Here is a 19040-nt window from a genome sequence, read left to right on the forward strand (position 1 = left end):
TCAAGTGGCGTTCCAGTGTCGCACCACGACGAGGCGGCCGCCACCATTATCGAGTAAGCGGCGGGTCCCACTCAGCGACTGGTCGAGCCGGATTCGGAGTTCGTGGTGAGCGGCGGTGCGCCGTCCTCGTCGTCGTAGTACTCGACGGTGCCCCGCAGGGCGTCGAAGATCGCCCTGCCCTGGGCGACCAGGCCGCTGGCCACCTCGGTGAGCCCTTCGGCGCCGTTGAGCACGGTCACGTTGGCGTTGGCGAGCCCCCGGGCCGCCTTCTCCACGATCTCGGGCAGCTGGTCGATGAGCGCCTTGTCCAGCGCGACCCGGTTGTGCGACGCCGCCGCCTCCGCCTGGATCTTCATCTTCTCCGCATCGGCGACGGCCAGGATGCGCACGCGTTCGGCCTCGGCCTCGGCGGGTTTGACCACTTCGGCGACCAGTTCCTGCTGGCGCAGCTCGGCCGCGCGTTCGGCCAGTTCGGTGCGCATCTGCAGCACCTCGCGCTGGGCCTCGGCCTCGGCCAGCGGCCCGGCCTGCGCGGCTTCGGCCTGGGCCTTGTCCACCTCGGCCTTGTACTGCGCCTTGACGATCGCGGTTTGGCGGGCGAATTCGGCCTGCTTGCGCTGGGATTCCTGCTCGGCTTCGGCGGCCGCCTGGTTGGCCTGCGCCTGCGCGATCTGCGCCTGCTGCTGGATCGCGGCGTTGTGCGGTGCCGACATGGCGTCGATGTAACCCAGGCCGTCGTCGTCGATGGACTGGATCTGCAGGGCGTCGACGGTCAGCCCGATGCGGGCCATCTCTTCCTTGGACCCGTCGAGGACTTCGGTCGCCAGTTTCTGGCGCTCCCGGATGATCTCCTCGACCGTCATCGAGCCGATGATCGAGCGCAGGTGACCGGCGAAGATCCGGCCGGTCAGCACGGACATCTGGTCCTGCTCGGACAGGAATCGCTGTGCCGCGCTGATGATGCTCTCGGTGTCGTTGCCGACCTTGAAAGCGATCACCGCCCGGACGTTGAGGGTGATGCCCTGTTGGGTCACGCACTTCTCGGCGACCTCCGCCTCGCACATGGCCAGCGTGAGGAACCGAGCCTTGCGGAAGACCGGCAGGATGAACGCACCGTGACCGGTCACCACACGGAACGGGGCGTTGCTTCTGGTTCGGGCACCGGAGATGAGCATCGCCTCGTCGGGGGCGGGCACCTTGTAACCGAGCATCGGGAACTCCTTTTTCGGGTTTCGCTGTTGTATCCCGGCGATCCGGGCCGTCTTGGGTCAGGCGAGGCCCTGCCAGGGCTCGACCACCACCGTCCGGGCGTCCCTGACTTCGACCACCAGCACCTCGGCGCCCTTGGGCAGGGGATGGTCGGACCACGCCAAAAACGCTTCCTTCGCACCCCGCACGGTGACCAGCACCTCGCCGGCCCCACGGTCCCCGCGGGTTGCCACGGTCAACGTCCCAACACAGCCGATTGCCGCGGCGTCGCTCACGAACGCATACTCTCGCATCGGCAAAGCGGGCGTCGTGTTTCGTCTAAACGGGCCCCGCCGTGAGGGTGACGACGTGGTTACGGCTCTCCCGGGCCTTGATCCGGGACACCCAGACCCGGCCGCCGGTGGCCAGCCCGACTATGCCCTCGACCGTTTCGAACGTCCAGGCGGCCGTGCCCGCCATCCCGGTGTCGTCCATGATCCGTAGGTCGATGACGCCGCGGTCGGCCAGCAGCTCGAACAGATCGCGCTGTGGGTCGTCGACCGCGATCAGGGTGGTGTGGTCGAACTGGTCGCGCAGTGCCGTCCTGACCTCGTCGAGGGTGCCCTCGTCGATCACCGCGTCGGTGCCGGTTTCGGTTTCGGCACAGGCGAACTCGATGTCGAAGGCCCGCTCGTAGCCGTGCAGGAAGAAGCGTTTGCCTTGATTGGCCCACGAGCGATGGCAGCATGGCAGGTTGTCGAACAGCCTGCGCTGGTGGAACCTGGCCGTGCGGCCCAGTGGCGCGTCGGCGCGGTGCACGGTGGCGACGCGGTCGCCGTCGACGAAGAGGGTGTTGCGCATGGGTCCCAGCCTCCGGCGCACGCCTTGCGGGATCCTCAACGAATTCTTGGAGCCGTCCCTCGATCGCGGTCGGTGCCTATCTTGGTAGGTGTGAAGGTTGGTCCCGGACGGTGGTCGTCGACGGCGGTGGCGGCGGTGCTTGCCGTTGCCGCGCTGCTTTCCGCGGCCCCGGCGTCGGCGGATCCACCCGACGACGCGTTCCTGGGGGCCCTGGCGGACAACGGGATCGTGCTGAACGACGACGCCGCGATCTCGATGGCCCGCTCGGTCTGCGCCGGGCTCGACCGAAACCAGAAATCGAGCGTCCTGGCGATGAAGGTGATGAAAGACGCCAACCTCTCGGCGCGGCAAGCCGGGTTCTTCGTCGGCGCTTCCGTGTCCGCCTACTGCCCGCAATACAAGGGGCAGGGCGACGGTTCGGTGGACTGGCTGAATCCGCTGCCCCCGCTCATGTGAGCGCTATATCGATTGCCCGGCTCCTCACGCCGCGTGCGCGGCGCATCGTCGCCGGGCTAGACCCAGTACGGCACCCGGGCGCGGTACTGCCGCATCGCGAACGCCGCCAGCACCCAGCCGACGACCGTCAGCACCCCCACCACGGCCCAGTGCCGCAGCTCCTGATGGGCGCCCAGCAGGGGGGCGCGAACGATGTCGAGATAGTGCAGCAGGGGATTGAGCTCGACGATCTTCGACCAGCGCCCGGCGCCCTGCTGCCGCAACGTGTCGTCGTTCCAGATGATCGGGGTCATGAAGAACAGCAACTGCACGACGGAGAACAGCAGCGGGCCGATGTCGCGGTAGCGGGTCGCCAGGATGCCGAAACACAGTGACACCCAAATGCAATTGAGGACGATCAGACCCAGCGCCGGGATCACCGACAGGTCCGCCCACGACCACGCCTTGGGATAGATGATCGCGATGACGGCGTAGATGACGATGTTGTGCGCGAACAAGATCATCTGCCGCCACACCAGCCGATAGACGTGCACCGACAGCGGCGTCGGCAACTGCTTGATCAGTCCCTCGTTGGCGACGAAGACGTCGGCGCCCTCGAGGATGGCCGCGTTGATGAGGTTCCAGATGATCAGCCCGAGCGTGACGTACGGCAGGTGCACGGAGAGCTCGAGGTGAAACAGCTTGGAGTACAGGCCACCCATGGCGACGGCGGTGGTGCCGGTCGCGATGGTGATCCAGAACGGCCCCAGCACCGAGCGGCGGTAGCGCTGCTTGATGTCCTGCCAGCCCAGGTGCAGCCACAACTCGTGCCGACGGAAGCCGGCCACCAGGTCACCCCGGGCGCGGGTGAAGGTCCGCGACTGCGCGGCGGCGTCGATGAATGTCAAGTGGAGCCTCCCGGTTTGCCGAACTGCTCCCGACGCCCCAAGCGGCGCAACCGAATCCACTCGGACAGCCCCTTGGGGTCGCGGCGGGTGATCAGGAAGTACCAGCCGAACCGAACCCACTCCTGGAGCAGCAGCTTGCGCAGGCCCGGTTGCGACAGCAGGTAGCCGCGGTTGCGATAGGTGTAGAACCGCTTCGTCGGATTGTCGGGGTACTGGGTGTGCATGCGGCCGCCCAGAATCGGGCGGAACTCGTCGGATCCGCAGGGATGCAAGTAGATCGCGTCCAGGCAGGTGCCGAATGGTAGGCCGGACCGAACCAGCCTGCGATGCAACTCCACCTCGTCGCCGCGGATGAACAGCCGCATGTCCGGGACGCCGACCGCATCCAGGGTGGACGCCCGGAACAGCGCGCCGTTGAACAGCGACGCGATCCCGGGCAACAGGTCCTGTCCCGGTTCGGTGCGCAATTCGCTTGCGCGCCTGCGCCATACCAGGCCACGGCGCAACGGGAACGCCAGCCGTTCCGGGTCGTCGGAGTTGCATACCATCGGCGAGACTTCGGCCAGGCCGTGCTTTTCGGCGCAGGCCAGCAGCGTGGCCAGCACGCGGGAGTCCTGCGGCCGACCGTCGTCGTCGGCCAGCCACACCCAGTCGGCGCCCTGCGCCAGCGCGTGCAGCATGCCGAGCGCGAAACCCCCCGCACCGCCGAGATTTCGGCGGGAGGGCAGGTACGTCGTCGAGATCGGCTGGGCCGCAACCAGTTCCCGGATGCGGGCGTCGGCGCCACCGTCGTTGTCGACGACGATCAGATGATCCGGCAGCCGGGTCTGCGCGCTGAGCGTGTCCAGCGACTTGGCGAGTTCGTCGGCGCGCCGGTGCGTGACCACGACGGCGATGATGGATTCACTCATCCCCGGATGCGCTCTGCGCCAGCGGTTCGTCGGTGCGGCCCTGCAGGCGGGTCTCATCCAGTACTTCGCGCACGTGCCGGGCCGCGTCCTCGCCCTCGTAGGCGCGCACCACGTCTTCAATGTCACCGGCCTGGCGAATGACTCCGTGGTCGATCCACATCGCGGTCTTGCACAACCGGGCCAGGAACTCGTTGGAATGGCTGGCGAACACCAGGATTCCGGACCGCTCGACCAGGCCCTGCAGCCGCGACTGTGCCTTCTTCAGGAAGTCGGCGTCGACCGCGCCGATCCCTTCGTCGAGCAGCAGTATCTCGGGGTCGATGCTGGTGACGACGCCCATCGCGAGGCGGACCCGCATCCCGGTGGAGTAGGTCCGCAGCGGCATCGACAGGTAGTCACCCAGCTCGGTGAACTCGGCGATCTCGTCGACCTTGGCCAGCATCTGCTTGCGGGTCTGCCCGAGGAACAGCCCGCGGATGATGATGTTCTCGTAACCGGAGATCTCTGGGTCCATGCCGACGCCCAGATCGAAGACCGGTGCGACCCGGCCGGTGACCGTCGCCCAGCCGCGGGTTGGTTCGTAGATGCCCGAAAGCAGGCGCAGCAGAGTCGATTTGCCGGCCCCGTTGTGACCGACCAGACCCACCCGGTCGCCCAGCTCGAGCGACATGGTGATGTCACGCAACGCCTCGACGACGACGACGTTGGAGCTGTTGCGGCCGATCGTGCCGCCCGCCTTGCCGAGGAAGGCTTTCTTCAGGGAGCGCGACTTCGCGTCGAAAATGGGGAATTCCACCCACGCGTTGTGCGTCTCGATGTGAGGACCCGCCACCGTGCTTCGCTTACAGGTACTGACCGTGCCCGGACGCGCCCGGCTTGCCGACGCCGGGGGGCAGCGCGCCCTGGCGCATGTTCTCCAGCTGCGCGCGGGCGGCCATCTGCTGGGCGAACAGCGCCGTCTGGATGCCGTGGAACAGCCCCTCCAGCCAGCCGACCAGCTGGGCTTGGGCGATGCGCAATTCCGCGTCCGACGGCGCCGAGTCCTCGTTGAACGGCAGGGTGAGGCGGTCGAGCTCTTCGCGCAGTTCCGGTGCCAGGCCCTCTTCGAGCTCGCGAATGCTGGTCGCGTGGATCTCGCGCAGGCGGTTGCGGCTGGCCTCGTCGAGCGGTGCGGCACGCACCTCCTCAAGGAGTTGCTTGATCATCGTCCCGATGCGCATCACCTTGGCGGGCTGCTCAACCAGATCGGTCAGGGAGCGCTCGTCGGAGTCGTCCTCCGCCACCGCCGTGGTCCGCGGGTCGACGCCGCCGATGATCTCGATGTCATCGTCGTCGTTGCGGGTAGTCAATCCATCACCATCCTTTGCGGACTAAGAGTGCGGCGCCGCGCCGCTTCCGCGCCATTCGTAGATTCGGGCTCCACCATTGTCGTAGATCAGCGCCCACGACTTCGATTTATCCAGTGACACTAGTCCGTCGGGTACGGCGAAGCCCCGGACCGTCGGCGTGCTGGTGTAGATGTACCGGATATTGAGCGCTTTAATCGCCTCGACCACCCGCGGATCGGACTCGCCCTTGCGGGCTCCGGTCCAGAAGATGTAGCGGTTGGGTCCGGGGCCCATTTGCTGCGGGTAGTCATAGTGGGTCCACAGCGGGTGCAGGTCGGCGACGGCGTACATCCAGGCGGTTCCGTCGGTGTTGGCGTTGCCGATCACGGTGGTGTGCGCGCCCGGAAGCGTGGCCAGGTAGGCCATCGCCATCAGGTCGCGTTGGTCGATCATCACCGAGTCGTACTTGTCGCCGAACAGGACCAGGTGCCGATAGAAGTAGTGGCGGGCGGTGAAGACGGTCGTCGCCAGCAACAGCACGGCCGTGGCCGCGGTCCACGCCGGCGCGGGTGACGGTCGGGACCGGTCGGCGACTCGTTTGGCGCCGGCGACCACCCCGGTGACGATGACGAACAACGCGACGCCGGCCATAGGTTGCAGCAGCAGAGTGATGGCCGCCGAGATCCGGCGCGGGTCCTTGTAGAAGAACTCCCCGAACGCCCCGGCCAGCGCGCCGAGTGGGCCGCCCAGCGGTGTTCCCGCGTCGACGTCCACCACCACCAACAACAGCCATACGGCCAGCGGCCACCAGATCTTCTTGTAGGCGAAGAGGATCCCGCCGAGGATCGCCAGCGACATGAGCCCGTACTGGTAGGGGAAGTCGTTGAGATGACGCGAGTGCTGGAAGACGGCGTCGAACAGGCCCCGCTTCTTGCTGAGGTGGGTCAGGAACGAGTGCCCGGCGATGATGTCTTCCTGCTGCCGCACGCTGATGAACTGCGGCAACAGGATCAGCCCGGTGGCCGTCGTCACGCCGGCGACCGTCACGGCGTCGGCGACCCGGCCGCGCACCGGGCGCCACAGCACGTCCAGCAGCCACCAGGCCACCACGAACAGCACGACGATGAACCCGCCGGTCAGGTGGACCGACATCACCCCCACGAAGGCCAGCACCGCCACCGGGATGCGGTCGCGGTGCCGCAGCGTCGAGGCGATCAGCACGAACGTCGGGACGGCGACCCCGTAGGCCGCCAGGTTGGGCATCGCGGCGACGCCGAACTCGACGTAGGGGAGGGCGGTGAACGACGCCGACAGCGCGGCGGCGGTGGCGGCCGCGGCGGCGGTGCGCCATTCACACCAGGTCCCGCGCATCAGCCGCCAGGTCAGCATCGCCGCGCTGGTGGGGAACAGCCAGACCGAGGCCGCCACCGAGCTCACCGTGTAGCCGGTGGTGGGCGCCGCCCCGGTGAGCTGACAGAAAACCGCGGTCAGGGCGTGGAACACCGACGGGTAGTACAGCGTCTGGTGCGTTTCGACGTTGCGCAGCTCGCCCATGTGCGTCGACGACGCCTGCCCGGTGTCGAGGATGAACCGCACCTCGTTGGCGTGCCAGACCGCGTCCCAGGTGCTGGGGATGGTCTGCCAGTGGGCACCCAGACCGCGATAGGCCGCCCACATGATCAGCAGCGACCCGAGCAGCACCCCGGCCGCCACCGTCACCGCCGGCCACCGGCCGATCCCGCGGGCCTCCGCCTCGACGTCGCGGTAGCGGCCGACCAGCAACTGCAGGACCGTCATCAGCAGGCACACCCCGGCCAGCGTCGCCAGCGCCGTCCAGCCGTTCCACGGGATTCCGACCGCGCCGAACGGGATGATCGCCAACGCGATCGCGCCGTAGGTCAGGGCCGGGCCCACCGCGACGGCGACAGGCCAACTGAGCTGACTGATTCGCGCGATGATCGCCCCGGGCGCTATCAGCAAAAACAATGCGATCAGCGTTCCGAACCAGAGGCCCACTCGACTAGTATGGCTGGCCGGGTGTCCTGCCTCGGGAAGCCACCGGCCGGCTTGAAGCTGTATGGCACCCGCTACGGTCACAGTTTCGCGGAAATGCGCAAGCTCTAAGGTGGCTGGCATGGCTTACGACGTCGCCCGGGTGCGCGGACTGCATCCGTCGCTGGGTGACGGGTGGGTGCACTTCGACGCGCCGGCCGGGATGCTCATCCCCGATTCCGTCGCGACCACCGTTTCGACGGCCTTCCGCAGGTCCAGCGCCACCACGGCGGGCGCGCACCCGTCCGCGCAGCGCAGCGCGGCCATCCTGGAGGCGGCGCGGGCGGCGGTGGCCGACCTCTTCAACGTCGACCCCGCGGGCGTGGTGCTCGGGGCCGACCGCGCCATCCTGTTGTCGGCGCTGGCGGAGGCGTCGTCGTCGCGCGCCGGGCTGGGCTACGAGGTGGTCGTCAGCCGCCTCGACGACGAGGCGAACATCGCCCCGTGGCTGCGGGCGGCGCACCGCTACGGCGCCAAGGTGAAGTGGGCCGAGATCGACATCGAGACCGGCGAGCTGCCGACCTGGCAGTGGGAGGGTCTGATCGGGAAGTCGACCAGGCTGGTGGCCGTCGCATCCGCGTCCGCGACCCTGGGCACGGTCACCGACCTGCGAGCCATGACCAAGCTGGTGCACGACGTGGGCGGGCTGGTCGTGGTCGATCATTCCGCCGCGGCGCCGTACCGGTTGCTCGACGTCAAGGAGAGCGACGCCGACGTGGTGGCGGTGAACGCCCTGGCGTGGGGCGGTCCGCCGATCGGCGCGGTGGTGTTCCGCGATCCGGCGCTGCTCAACTCGTTCAGCTCCATCTCGACGGACCCCAAGGCGACCGGCGCGGCGCGGCTCGAGATCGGCGCGCACCAGTTCGGTCTGCTCGCCGGGGTGGTCGCCAGCATCGAGTACCTGGCCGCACTCGACGAGTCCGCCCGCGGTAGCCGCCGCGAACGCCTGTCGGTGTCGATGCAATCGGCCAGCCTCTACCTGAACCGGATCTTCGATTACCTCATGGTGTCGCTGCGGTCGTTGCCGTTGGTCATGGTGATCGGCCGTCCGGAGGTGCGGATCCCCGTGGTCAGCTTCGCCTTGAACGGCGTGCCCGCCGAACGGGTGGTGCAGCGGCTGGCGGACAACGGAATCCTGGCCGTCACCAACGAGAATTCCCGCGCGCTCGACGTGCTGGGCGTCAACGACATCGGCGGCGCGGTCACCGTCGGGCTCGCGCACTATTCGACGACGGCCGAGGTGGACCAGTTGGTCCGCGCGCTGGCCTCCCTGGGCTGAGCTTTCAGGGGCCGCTAGACCGTCAGCACGATCTTGCCGGTCACCTTGCTCGACCTCAGCTGTTGATGTGCCTCCGCGGCCTGCTGGATGGGCATGCGGGCGCCGATGATCGGCCGGACGCGGCCCTCGGCGATCATCGGCCACACCGACCCGATCACCGCCTGCACGATTTCCGTCTTGCTGTTCGGGCCGGTCACCGGCCGGGCGCGCAGCGTGGTGCCGATGACCCGCGCGCGCTTGCCGAGCAGCTTGGCGATGTTGAGCTCGCCCTTGATGCCGCCCTGCATGCCGATGATGACCAGCTGCCCGTCGGTCGCCAGGGCGTCGATATTGCGGTCCAGGTAGGCGGCGCCCATGATGTCCAGGATCACGTCGGCCCCACCGCATTCGCGCAGCCGCTCGACGAAGTCCTCGTCGCGGTAGTTGATGGTGATCTCGGCGCCCAGCTCGCGGCAGAACTCCAGCTTCTCCGCCGAGCCGGCCGTGACGGCCACCCGGACGCCCAGCGCCCGCGCGACCTGGATCGCGTGGCTCCCGATCCCGCTGGCGCCGCCGTGCACCAGCAGCAGCTGCCCCTTGCCGAGGTGGGCGGTCAGCACCAGGTTCGACCACACCGTGCAGGCCACTTCCGGTAGCCCGGCCGCGTCGACGAGGTCGACTCCAGAGGGAATCGGCATCACCTGGCCGGCGGGGACGGCGACGTACTCGGCGTATCCGCCGCCGGCCAGCAGCGCGCAAACCTCTTGGCCGACGGGCCAATCCGAGACGCCGTCGCCGGTTTCCGCGACGACGCCCGACACCTCCATGCCGATGATTTCGCTGGCGCCCGGTGGCGGCGGGTATTTGCCGGCGGCCTGCAGCAGGTCGGCGCGGTTCACGCCGGCCGCGGTGACCTTGATCAGCACCTCGCCGGGCCCGGCGGACGCGTCCGGGACGTCTTGCCAGGACAGCTGATCGGGGGATTCGGCGACTATGGCGCGCATGGTGGCCACGCTACCGACCCCCGTTACCCTTACTCGTGGTGGCGTGGCAGAGCGGCCTAATGCACTCGCCTTGAAAGCGAGAGACGGCTAACACCGTCCGGGGGTTCAAATCCCTCCGCCACCGCGTGTCAGCCGGCGGGCTGGTGCAGCGTTAGGGCGTAGCGAAGCAGCGCACCGACACCGTCGGCCGGTGCGATCCGCTCGTCGGTGCGCACCAGCGACGCCCCGATGGAAACCGCGAACAGGGGCAGCGCCTCGTCGGCCCGCAGCGTCTTGGCGGGCGCGGCGCCCTGCTCCGACAGCACGTTCTCATTCGGGGCGATCGTCGTCAGCGCCTCGTCGGCGACCACGGTGGCGTCGCCGAGATCGCCGACGATCAACGTGTCGACCGCGCCCTGGCGCAGCGCGGAGCAGACGGCGTCGAGCCCCTCGGCGGCGAGCCCGGACTGCCGGCCCACCTCGGCGGTGAACCGACCGGCGGCAGCGTCGATCACCTTCAACCGTCGCTCGACGAAAGCGGCTTCGATGGCCCGCTGCACTTCCTCGTCGTCGTGGCCGCTGTGCCGCGCGCCCACTTGTAGCTGAATTACCTTGTCGTGCAGCCGATCCGGCAGGGTGGCCAGCAGGTCCGAGCGCGACCGCACCTCGCCGACGATGAAGACCAGCTCGATGGACTTGTCGTCGACGAGCTGTCCGATCCGGTCGGCGACGGCGCGCACGTTCTTGCGGGCGGCTTCGTCGGTGCGCAGTTGCGGGTCGCCGTATCCGGCAGTTTCTGCCCCGGCGGCTTTATGCACGGGATAGCCTCCGCCGTCGACTGTTTCCGTTCGCAGCGTGCCGTTGACGTGGGTGGTGATGTCGGCGCCGGTGTGGTCGACCACCACCAGCAGATAGTCGGGGTAGTCGAAGCCGAGTTCGACGAGCGGAAGGACGAACGGCAATTCGGAGACCCGGACGACCGCTTCGGCGGTGGGCCGGGTCAGGTGTTCGTTGAGCAGCACGCCCTCGGCGCTCGCCACCACGCCGCGGCCACTGCGGCCGATCGGCGGACGCAAATCCTGCACGGCACGGCCGATTTCCTCGGTCACCGCCGCGGGCGCGCCCTGCCGTTCCAGGTCTTCCTTCAGCGCCCGCCATTTGAGGTCGAGCTGAGCTTCGGCGTCGTGGGTGTCGTGCGAGTCGTCGAAGTAGACCGACGCGAACGGCGCGGGGGCCTCTAGCAGCTTGCGGAAGCGTTCAGAGTCCATGTCTTTGGGTGCCCGACGAGGCGGGCCGCAAACACTAGTAGCTGCGATCGCCTTCGCTGCTGTCGAAGAACCGCCATTCGCCGTCGGCTTCGACCTCCATGCGCCAGCCCAGTTCGTTGCCCTCGACCGCCTCATCGGCGAACCACGCGTGCGCCTTGTCGGCGCTTTCGATGTCCTTCGTCGCGACGACGTCGCCCTTCGGGTTGAGCACTCGGTAGGTAGCCATGGCGGCAGTGTTCCCACCGGAGGCGACCCTCAACCGGCGGGGATCTCGGCGGTGATCGTGTCCATCAGGGCGGTGTACCGCTTGGCTTCCGGGTCGCGCCCGGGCTTTCCGCTGCTGACCACGCCGGCGGCCAGGCCGCGCGCCGGGTCGGCCCAGATCGCGATGTTGACCAGGCCGAGGTTGCCGAACGCATGCGGCGAGTTGAGCCCGAACGGACCCCAGCGGTTCGTTCCGAGGATGAATCCGGTGCCCCACCGGGCCGGTTGCAACCCGACCGCGAAATCCGGTCGCAGTCGGCGGCATTCCTTGATCGCGCCGTACATCGTCTCCGGGCTCATCACCCGCACGCCGTCGAGATTCCCACCGCGACGCCAGATTTCGGCGAACCGTGACATCTCGTGCGCGGTCGACACCGTGTTGGACGACGGGATGATGGTGGTGAGAAACATCGGGGTGTTGGTGATCGGGATCACCTCGTGCACGGTCCCACCGATCGCCTTGCGGAAGATCTGCGCGACCACCGGCGGCAACGGGCGGCCCGTCGCGTGGCTCGGCGCCACCAGGGGCAGGTCCTCCTTGGCGACACCGAAGTTGGTCCACCGGAAACCGAGCGGGTCGAGGATCTCAGTGGCGAGGATCTCGCGAATCTCCTTGCCGGTGGCCGCGTAAACGATCTCGCGCACCAGCGGACCCCAGGTCAGCGCGTGGTAGATGTGCACCAGTCCCGGCCGGTAGAGGGGGCGCAGCTCACCCAGCTTTTGTTGCGCATACTCGTGGTCGTCCGCGCGCTTGACGTCGGGTTTGGGCCCGGTCGGGAAGGGAAGCCCGGCGCTGTGGGTCATGACGTGCCGGATGGTGATCCGATGCTTGCCGTGACTGGTGAAGGTGGGGATGTAGTCGCAGACGCGGTCGTCGAGCGAGAAGACGCCACGCTCGACGAGCATGTGCACCACCGTGGCCGCCATTCCCTTGGCCGCCGAGTACACGCAGAACGGAGTGTCCGGCGTGACGGGGATCTTCTCGGCGTCGGGCGGGTCGCTCGGCGCGTTGCCCCAGCCGTGGCCGATCGCGCGGTTGAGCACGACGCGCCCGTGCCGGCGGATGCACAGCTGGATGGCGGGGTGGAAGCCGCCCTGGTACCAGTGCCGCGCGGCGCCCCAGATCCGCTCGACCGCGGCGCTGTCGATTTCCGAGTGGTCTTCGTCGCCGATCGTCGTCACGGCGTCCAGGTCGCCCGGGACGCGGATCTTGCCGTCTGATGTCACCTCAGCGAGGGTACGTGGCGCCGGATCACTCCCCGGTGAACCGCGGCGGGCGCTTCTCGAATGTCGCCGCGATGCCCTCGGTCAGGTCCTTCGACGGCAGGAAGGCGGCGTTCCAAGCGGCCACGTAGCGCAGGCTCTCCGACACCGCGGCGACGCGCTGCTGGTCGAGGACGTCCTTGATGCCGTGCACGGCCAGCGGCGGGTTGGCGGCGATCTCGGCCGCGGTGGCATGCGCGGCGGCCAGGGTCGCCTCTGGGTCGTCGTACACGTCGTTGACCAGGCCGATCGTCTCGGCCCGGGCCGCGTCGATGTCCTTACCGGTCAGCGCGAGTTCGCGCAGGTGCCCGTCGCTCAGGATGTACGGGAGGCGGGCCAGGCTGCCGACGTCGGCGACGATCGCCAGCTTGACCTCGCGCACCGAGAATTTGGCGTCGGAGCTGGCGTAGCGGATGTCGACCGCGGAGATCAGGTCGACCCCGCCGCCGATGCACCAGCCATGCACCGAGGCGATGGTCGGGGTGCGGCAATCCGCGACCGCGGTGATCGCGCCCTGCATGCGCTTGACCTCGGCGTGGAAGACCGCCCGCGGGCCGGCCAGCGCGTCCCCGGACAGCAGCGGGGTGAACGAGCCGCCCATCGCGGGCACGTCCAGGCCGTAACTGAAGTTCCTCCCGGAGCCGGTGATGACGATGGCCCGCACTTCGGGGTCGGCGTCCAGCGCCGCGAACAGCTCCGGCATCTCCGACCAGAACGCCGGGCCCATCGCGTTGCCCTTGCCCGGGCCGATCAGCGTCACCTGGGCGACGTGATCTTTCGTTTCCACCGTGACGGATTCGTATGCTTGCGCCATATCGAGACCGTAGCGTTGCAAACATGGCTCCTGATTTGCGGCCCGGCCCCCATTCGCCGCCCACCGACGAACTGCACAGCGCTGAGGACACGCTCGGGGTGTTGCAGCGGGTGCTGCACACCATCGCCGCCGACGACCTGTCGCGGCAGACCCCGTGTGCGGAGTTCGACGTGGCACAGCTGACCGATCACCTGCTGAACTCGATCACCGCCCTGGGTGGCATGGTCGGCGCGGAGGTTCCGGAGCGCGACGAAGCCGATTCGGTGGAACGCCAGGTGGTAGCGGCGGCCCGGCCCGCGCTGGACGCCTGGCACCGCCACGGCCTGGACGGGTCGGTGCCGTTCGGCAAGGCCGAGATGCCCGCGAAGAGTGCGTGCGCCGTCCTGTCGATCGAATTCCTGGTCCACGCTTGGGATTTCGCAGCAGCCGTGGGACACGAGATCAACGCGCCCGAGCCGCTGTCCGAGTACGTGTTGGGGCTGGCGCGCAAGGTCATCAGGCCGGAGTTCCGCGGCGGCGCGGGGTTCGACGACCCGGTGGACGTGCCCGAAGATGCCGGCGCGCTCGAGCAATTGGTCGCGTTCACCGGCCGCAACCCCGCGCGGTAACGCTCGTCGCTTGGCCGAATGTGCGTCCAGCCGCACACTGGTCGGCGAATGTGCGTCCAGCCGCACATTCGAAGGCTCAGCCGCTACACCCGTTCGAGGTAGAAGTAGTAGTACCGGCCGTTATCCCGGACGCCCTTGCCGTTCATGATGCCCATCACGGTGTCGTCGTCGATCTTCTTGAAGTGGTCGTGCACCGGCTGGCCGTCGTAGACCATCGTCGCGGTGACCTCCCCGCGGAACTCTTCGAGCCACAGGCTGGCCTCGCCCTTGCCCATCTCCTTGTTAGAGAACTTGTTGCCGTCGGCGTCGAGGCAGACCAGCGGCTGCACGTCGCGGGCCGAGGAGAAGGTCTTGCCGAACCAGCCCGCCTTCTCCAGCTGGCCGCTCATCCGGTGGCCGGTGCGGAACTCGCCGCCCTTCCACTCACCCAGCATCCCCTCGATCGTCGCGGGCTCGAGGCCGGCCCAGAAGTCGTCGAGCTCGGTGTCGGGGATCTCGCCCTCGCGCTCCTTGAACTCGGTGAACTGCTTGCGCGCCAAGTCCAATGGAGTGCTCCTTAAGCTTCGGTGCGGGAAATCCAGTCGCGGGCGAAGTGCAACAAAGCGTCATTCTCCTCCACCGCACCGATGGTGATGCGCACCCCCTCGCCCGCGAACGGCCGTACCACCAGCCGAGCGTCGGCGGCCTGCTCGGTGAAGTCCGCGGTGCGGGCACCCAGCGGCAACCAGACGAAGTTGGCCTGCGAGGGCGGCAGGGTGAACCCGGCGTCGCGCAACCCCGCGCTGACCCGGGTGCGCTCGGCCACCAGAGCGTCGGTGCGGGCCGCCAGCTCGTGGGAGGCCTCCAGCGACGCGATGGCGGCCGCCTGGGCGACGTTCGTCACGGCGAAGGGCATGACCACCTTGTCCAGCGCGGTGATGAGGTCGGGGTGGCCGATCGCATAACCGACACGCAAGCCCGCCAGGCCGTACGCCTTGGAAAAGGTCCGCAGCACAACGACGTTGCTGCGGGATAGTGCGAGCTCCAGGCTGTTGGGCAGCATGCCGTCGCGGATGTATTCGACGTAGGCCTCGTCGATGGCGATCAGGATCTGCGGCGGCACGGCCTCGATGAACCGGGCCAGGGCGTCCGGGTCGACCACCGTGGACGTCGGATTGTTCGGGTTGCAGACGAAGATCAGCCGGGTGCGGTCGGTGATCGCGGCGAGCATCGCGTCGAGGTCGTGCGTGTGGTCGGTCAGCGGCACTTTGACCGCGGTCGCGCCGGAAACCTGGACGATGGGCAGGTAGCACTCGAAGCTGCGCCAGCCCATCATCACCTCGTCGCCGGCGGATGCGGTGATCTGCACCAACTGTTGGCACAAGGTGACCGAACCGCTGCCGACCGCGATGTGCTCCGGGGCGACGTTGGAGCCGAGGTGCATGGCCAATGCCGCCTTGAGGTCCACGCTGGCGTTGTCCGGATAGCGGTTGACGACGGCGACGGCGCGCTCGATCGCCGCCCGCACGCTGGGCAGCGGGCCGTACACGGTCTCGTTGCTGGCTAGCTTGATCGAGCCCGGCACGTTCTTGCCGGGCACATAGACTGGCAGTCCGGCCAGTTCGGGACGCAGGCGAGCGGTCACTTCGACAGTTTATGTCGCGGATGTGTACGCTATGGCCGGTTCCGCGAGACCGGAAAGGGGTCGGGTACCCTCAAACAGTCCAAGGGAGGCGTGCCAGAGCGGCCGAATGGGGCTCACTGCTAATGAGTTGTCCCCCTCAAAGGGGACCGGAGGTTCAAATCCTCTCGCCTCCGCTGGGTCTTTTCGAGGAACGCGACGCAAGACAACTGAACACGGGCGCCCGTAGCTCAACGGATAGAGCATCTGACTACGGATCAGAAGGTTAGGGGTTCGAATCCCTTCGGGCGCGCTCACTCGGTAGGACGTTGTCGATCTCGCTCGATGGGCGCGATCGACAATCTGCGGAATCGCCCCACGCTGTCGCCGGCGGGCGTATGTTAAGGGCCTCGGGCGATTAATTCAGTTCCGCACACACCATCGGAGTTGAGTGCCATGTCCCGTGTCACCAGAACCCTCGCCGCCCTGATGATCGCCTCCAGCGCATTGCTGATGTCGGGTTGCGGTTGCACCACAACTGCAGGCGTCACCACTTGCACCTTGATGTAAGCGGTCCAACGCTGTTGCGCCTTCAGGTCTGACGGAACCCGGCTGGGTCGCCGCACGGCTCGGCCAAATCCTGTCGCCCCGGTTGTCGCCGCGGTCCCCGCACCGCGTCGGCGGGGAGCTTCCGGCCTTGCAACGCCGCCGGGTAAACCCCTTCCCGCCAACATGATTGCGGACTAGCGCCGTGCTTCAGCGCGGATCCATCACCTGCCCCGCGAAGACCACGGCGCCGGTCTTGTCGACAATGGCGAACAGGAATGGGTGATCGGCCGTCACTTCTTCGACCGGACCAAACCCGCCACCGATGACCGTCGAAACGGCTGCGGCTTCCGTACCGAACTCGTCGATCCCGACGAAGGCCTTCTGCAGCACCCGTGGGATGTACAGCTTCTCGTCGGTGGTGATGTTGGAGAAGTCCGCGCGATTCTGGTCGAATACGCGGGGCATCCCCACCGCCGCCAAGGTTTCCTTGAATTCCTCGGGTCCCCAGCTGATGCGAAACTTGGGCAAAGTGAGGCTGACCGGCCCCTGCACGAAGGACAAGTTGCGGAACCAAGCGTCGTCGATGCTGTTGCGGACCGCCTGCAGCTGTCCCTCGGTCGGCACCACGACCAGCATTTTGAGGTCGTCGCCCACGTAAGGAAGTTCCACCGCCTGGAAATTCGACCCAGCCGCGTGGCGCAGCGAACTCGCCTTGTGCATCATCGGCACGGTGACCGTTGCCTGAGGCGTGAGGCGGAAGCTGCCGTCGGCCGTAAGTTCTGTCGGAAATGGCCTATCCCAGCTCGCCTTCAGGTAGGCCGCGTTCAGCAACACCGCACGCGTGGACTCGTCGATCACGCCCGGCGGGATCAGGTCTCTGATCTGCCCTTTGGTCGCGTCGCTGGCGAAGTTGTTGAGGGCGACTCGTTGGCCGTCGGGGTTGCCCTTGAAGTCGGCGAGATGCACGCCCGCGTCGTATTGGGTGGCGAGGATGTCGAGGAACGGCGCGCGAACTGAAATGCCGCGCTGCAGCCAGACCGCGTCGACCATCGCCAGCTCGATACTCCTCGGATCGTCGGCGGAGATCGCGGCGCGATTGCGTGAGCGCAGTTCGCGCAGCAGTTGATTCATGGCACGGTGGTAGGTGTCAGTGCCGAACGGATCGCGCAAAGCGGCTTTCATTTCGGTAGCGGTGTCACCGGCGGCGCCGGCATAGACCATCGACAACGCAACGCTGAGGCTCAGTGGAGAGAAGACCAGGTTCTTTTCACTGGCCGCCGACATGCGCCGGAACAGATCCAGCCCGAACCCGTTGGTGGCATTGACAAAACTCTGCTCCTGCGCGGGGGCAACGTCTGGAGTGTTGTCGTACGGAAGGTTTGAATGCGTGACGGACGCCGGTGTCGGTCCTGGTGTGGACGCACCACGATTGTGCTCACTCGCGCAGCCGACGGCACTCGCGAAAACAACGGCAGCCGCAACTATCCCGTGGAATCCGACACGGGATTTACGGGTTAGGCGCTTCACGGTGACCAGTATGAGCGCCTCGAGGCGCGGGCATTAGGCAAATCGCGCGCTATGAAAACCCCGCCGAAATACGTTGAGCGGTCGGCGATCACCAACAGAGGGTCGAGGGCTCGAATCCCTCCCCGCGCTCCCGGAGACCTCGGTCGACCGCGGTTGGGGACCTCGTTCGACCGGTCGCAAGCGGCGGCATCTGCTTAAGTCGATGCTGTGACCTCCTATGTGCGCCTTCTCCGTGACACGGTCGCGGTGCGGCTCTTTGTTGCCTTGATAGCCGGAACCGCGGCTGCGGTCGCCATCGCTGATGCGCTCGGTTGGAGGTTCGCCCTGCTCGGCTGGGTGGTGGCCGCAGCGGTGTACGTGGCGTGGAGCTGGCTGATCATCGGACCGATGGACGCCCAACGCACCGCTCGGCACGCGACACGCGAGGACGCCACCCGGTTGCTCGCCGACGTGGTCATCGTCTCAGCGAGCCTGGGCAGCCTCGGCGGGGTCGGATACGTAGTCGCGGCGGGCACACATTCGGGCGCCCAAGCCCTCGCAGCAGCGGGCGTGGGCATTCTGGCCGTGGTGGCGTCCTGGTTTGCCGTGCATACGCTTTTCACCGCGCACTACGCGCGCCTCTACTACTCCGACGAGGCCGGGGGCATCGATTTCCACGACCCACATCCGCCGCGATACCTGGACTTCGCATATGTGGCGTTCACCGTCGGTATGACCTTTCAGGTCTCCGACACGGAGATCAACAACTCTCGGCTGCGCGCAACCGTTTTACGCCATGCGCTGCTGTCGTACCTTTTCGGCGCGGTGATCCTTGCGGTCACCATCAACATGGTCGCCGGGCTGGGCGCCAAACTGTGACGCCTCCCGACCGCTAGCGTCCGCCGAACGGGCCCCCGAACGGGCCGCGACGGGGCGGCACGGTCACGGTTTGTGTTTGCGTGACGGTGCTGGTGTCGGTGCTCGGCGAGACCGTAACGGTGCTCGGCGCTTCCGTTGTGGTGGGGGTGTCGGAGCTCGGCGGCGGGTATTACGACGAGCCGGCGCCCCAGCCCGAGCCGCCCACTCCGTGGTACCGCCGCCCCGCGGCGCTGGTGGCGGCCGGCGCGATCGGGGTGATCGTGCTTGCGCTCGTGGCCTTTGCGGTGGTCAAGCTGGTGGCCGGTTCGCCCGCGCATAGTCCGGCAGCGACGACTACGACCACCGCGCCGACCACAACGGTGACG

General features: G+C 67.6%; 20 protein-coding genes, 3 tRNA genes and 1 pseudogene. 8 read left to right on the plus strand and 16 right to left on the minus strand.

All coding sequences use genetic code 11. The annotated features are described in order from the left end of the window. Nucleotides 1-71: 71 nt before the first annotated feature. The 3 genes from A5709_RS03970 to A5709_RS03980 are packed head-to-tail and all read right to left on the minus strand — an operon-like array spanning nt 72 to nt 2049. Nucleotides 72-1211 carry a flotillin family protein gene (locus A5709_RS03970; protein WP_067948292.1) on the minus strand — a complete coding sequence of 380 codons (1140 nt, stop codon included), beginning with the start codon at nt 1209-1211 and terminating at the stop codon, nt 72-74. Nucleotides 1212-1268: 57 nt separating this feature from the next. Continuing rightward, nucleotides 1269-1484 carry a hypothetical protein gene (locus A5709_RS03975; protein WP_082953347.1) on the minus strand — a complete coding sequence of 72 codons (216 nt, stop codon included), beginning with the start codon at nt 1482-1484 and terminating at the stop codon, nt 1269-1271. 43 nt (nt 1485-1527) lie between these two features. Beyond that, a complete protein-coding gene (locus A5709_RS03980; RefSeq protein WP_068010507.1) occupies nt 1528-2049 on the minus strand; it encodes a 6-carboxytetrahydropterin synthase in 522 nt (173 codons plus the stop codon). A 90-nt stretch (nt 2050-2139) separates the two neighbouring features. Between A5709_RS03980 and A5709_RS28675 the strand changes: the two genes are divergently transcribed. Then, nucleotides 2140-2505, plus strand: a complete 366-nt coding sequence (locus tag A5709_RS28675) for a DUF732 domain-containing protein (RefSeq protein ID WP_231986878.1) — start codon at nt 2140-2142, stop codon at nt 2503-2505. A 56-nt stretch (nt 2506-2561) separates the two neighbouring features. On the opposite strand, the gene A5709_RS03990 is transcribed toward A5709_RS28675, so the two are convergent. The 5 genes from A5709_RS03990 to A5709_RS04010 are packed head-to-tail and all read right to left on the minus strand — an operon-like array spanning nt 2562 to nt 7647. After that, entirely contained in the window at nt 2562-3392 is an 831-nt protein-coding gene (locus tag A5709_RS03990; protein WP_068118155.1) for an ABC transporter permease, read from the minus strand. Then, complete coding sequence (locus A5709_RS03995) at nt 3389-4303, minus strand: glycosyltransferase (protein ID WP_068118158.1); 915 nt, start codon at nt 4301-4303, stop codon at nt 3389-3391. Before A5709_RS03995 ends, A5709_RS03990 begins: the two co-directional genes overlap by 4 nt. Further along, nucleotides 4296-5135, minus strand: a complete 840-nt coding sequence (locus A5709_RS04000) for an ABC transporter ATP-binding protein (RefSeq protein WP_068118162.1) — start codon at nt 5133-5135, stop codon at nt 4296-4298. Before A5709_RS04000 ends, A5709_RS03995 begins: the two co-directional genes overlap by 8 nt. 10 nt (nt 5136-5145) lie before the next feature. Then, a complete protein-coding gene (locus tag A5709_RS04005) occupies nt 5146-5652 on the minus strand; it encodes a bacterial proteasome activator family protein (protein WP_067948307.1) in 507 nt (168 codons plus the stop codon). 21 nt (nt 5653-5673) lie between these two features. Beyond that, nucleotides 5674-7647 carry a DUF6541 family protein gene (locus A5709_RS04010; protein WP_068118164.1) on the minus strand — a complete coding sequence of 658 codons (1974 nt, stop codon included), beginning with the start codon at nt 7645-7647 and terminating at the stop codon, nt 5674-5676. Between the two features lie 118 nt (nt 7648-7765). Here A5709_RS04010 and A5709_RS04015 point away from each other — a divergent pair, with 118 nt between their 5' ends. Further along, a complete protein-coding gene (locus A5709_RS04015; RefSeq protein ID WP_067948311.1) occupies nt 7766-8962 on the plus strand; it encodes a cysteine desulfurase-like protein in 1197 nt (398 codons plus the stop codon). Between the two features lie 14 nt (nt 8963-8976). Here the strand turns inward: A5709_RS04015 and A5709_RS04020 are convergent, their stop codons facing one another. Beyond that, nucleotides 8977-9945: an NAD(P)H-quinone oxidoreductase gene (locus A5709_RS04020; protein ID WP_068118191.1), complete on the minus strand. Its 969-nt coding sequence runs from the start codon at nt 9943-9945 to the stop codon at nt 8977-8979. Nucleotides 9946-9982: 37 nt separating this feature from the next. On the opposite strand from A5709_RS04020, the gene A5709_RS04025 reads away from it, so the two are divergent. Continuing rightward, nucleotides 9983-10069 (plus strand) — tRNA-Ser (locus A5709_RS04025). Nucleotides 10070-10073: 4 nt separating this feature from the next. Here A5709_RS04025 and A5709_RS04030 read toward each other — a convergent pair. From A5709_RS04030 to A5709_RS04045, 4 genes are read right to left on the minus strand one after another with little or no spacing between them, the layout of a single operon-like run. Next, nucleotides 10074-11192, minus strand: a complete 1119-nt coding sequence (locus tag A5709_RS04030) for a hypothetical protein (protein ID WP_067948313.1) — start codon at nt 11190-11192, stop codon at nt 10074-10076. A gap of 34 nt (nt 11193-11226) precedes the next feature. Continuing rightward, a complete protein-coding gene (locus tag A5709_RS04035) occupies nt 11227-11418 on the minus strand; it encodes a hypothetical protein (RefSeq protein ID WP_066953390.1) in 192 nt (63 codons plus the stop codon). Between the two features lie 29 nt (nt 11419-11447). Continuing rightward, nucleotides 11448-12683 (minus strand): lipase LipE, encoded by a 1236-nt coding sequence (gene lipE, locus A5709_RS04040; RefSeq protein WP_068118167.1) that lies wholly within the window; start codon nt 12681-12683, stop codon nt 11448-11450. 25 nt (nt 12684-12708) lie between these two features. Further along, nucleotides 12709-13533 (minus strand): crotonase/enoyl-CoA hydratase family protein, encoded by an 825-nt coding sequence (locus tag A5709_RS04045; protein WP_067948317.1) that lies wholly within the window; start codon nt 13531-13533, stop codon nt 12709-12711. 23 nt (nt 13534-13556) lie between these two features. Between A5709_RS04045 and A5709_RS04050 the strand changes: the two genes are divergently transcribed. After that, nucleotides 13557-14141: a TIGR03086 family metal-binding protein gene (locus tag A5709_RS04050; protein ID WP_068118170.1), complete on the plus strand. Its 585-nt coding sequence runs from the start codon at nt 13557-13559 to the stop codon at nt 14139-14141. A gap of 83 nt (nt 14142-14224) precedes the next feature. On the opposite strand, the gene A5709_RS04055 is transcribed toward A5709_RS04050, so the two are convergent. Together A5709_RS04055 and hisC are read right to left on the minus strand one after the other, a co-directional pair. Further along, nucleotides 14225-14686 (minus strand): DUF4334 domain-containing protein, encoded by a 462-nt coding sequence (locus A5709_RS04055; protein ID WP_068118172.1) that lies wholly within the window; start codon nt 14684-14686, stop codon nt 14225-14227. Nucleotides 14687-14697: 11 nt separating this feature from the next. Continuing rightward, entirely contained in the window at nt 14698-15765 is a 1068-nt protein-coding gene (gene hisC / locus A5709_RS04060) for a histidinol-phosphate transaminase (RefSeq protein ID WP_068010526.1), read from the minus strand. An 84-nt stretch (nt 15766-15849) separates the two neighbouring features. Here hisC and A5709_RS04065 point away from each other — a divergent pair. Continuing rightward, nucleotides 15850-15938 (plus strand) — tRNA-Ser (locus A5709_RS04065). A gap of 43 nt (nt 15939-15981) precedes the next feature. Then, nucleotides 15982-16054, plus strand: a tRNA-Arg gene (locus A5709_RS04070). Between the two features lie 443 nt (nt 16055-16497). Here A5709_RS04070 and A5709_RS04075 read toward each other — a convergent pair. Next, a complete protein-coding gene (locus A5709_RS04075) occupies nt 16498-17817 on the minus strand; it encodes a serpin family protein (protein WP_156767956.1) in 1320 nt (439 codons plus the stop codon). A 207-nt stretch (nt 17818-18024) separates the two neighbouring features. Here A5709_RS04075 and A5709_RS04080 point away from each other — a divergent pair, with 207 nt between their 5' ends. Together A5709_RS04080 and A5709_RS04085 are read left to right on the plus strand one after the other, a co-directional pair. Further along, a complete protein-coding gene (locus tag A5709_RS04080; RefSeq protein ID WP_068118180.1) occupies nt 18025-18675 on the plus strand; it encodes a DUF1345 domain-containing protein in 651 nt (216 codons plus the stop codon). A gap of 80 nt (nt 18676-18755) precedes the next feature. Then, a pseudogene (locus tag A5709_RS04085) lies at nt 18756-19040 on the plus strand (hypothetical protein); the annotation flags it as partial.

The organism is Mycobacterium sp. E1386, assembly GCF_001672745.1.
GTDB lineage: Bacteria > Actinomycetota > Actinomycetes > Mycobacteriales > Mycobacteriaceae > Mycobacterium.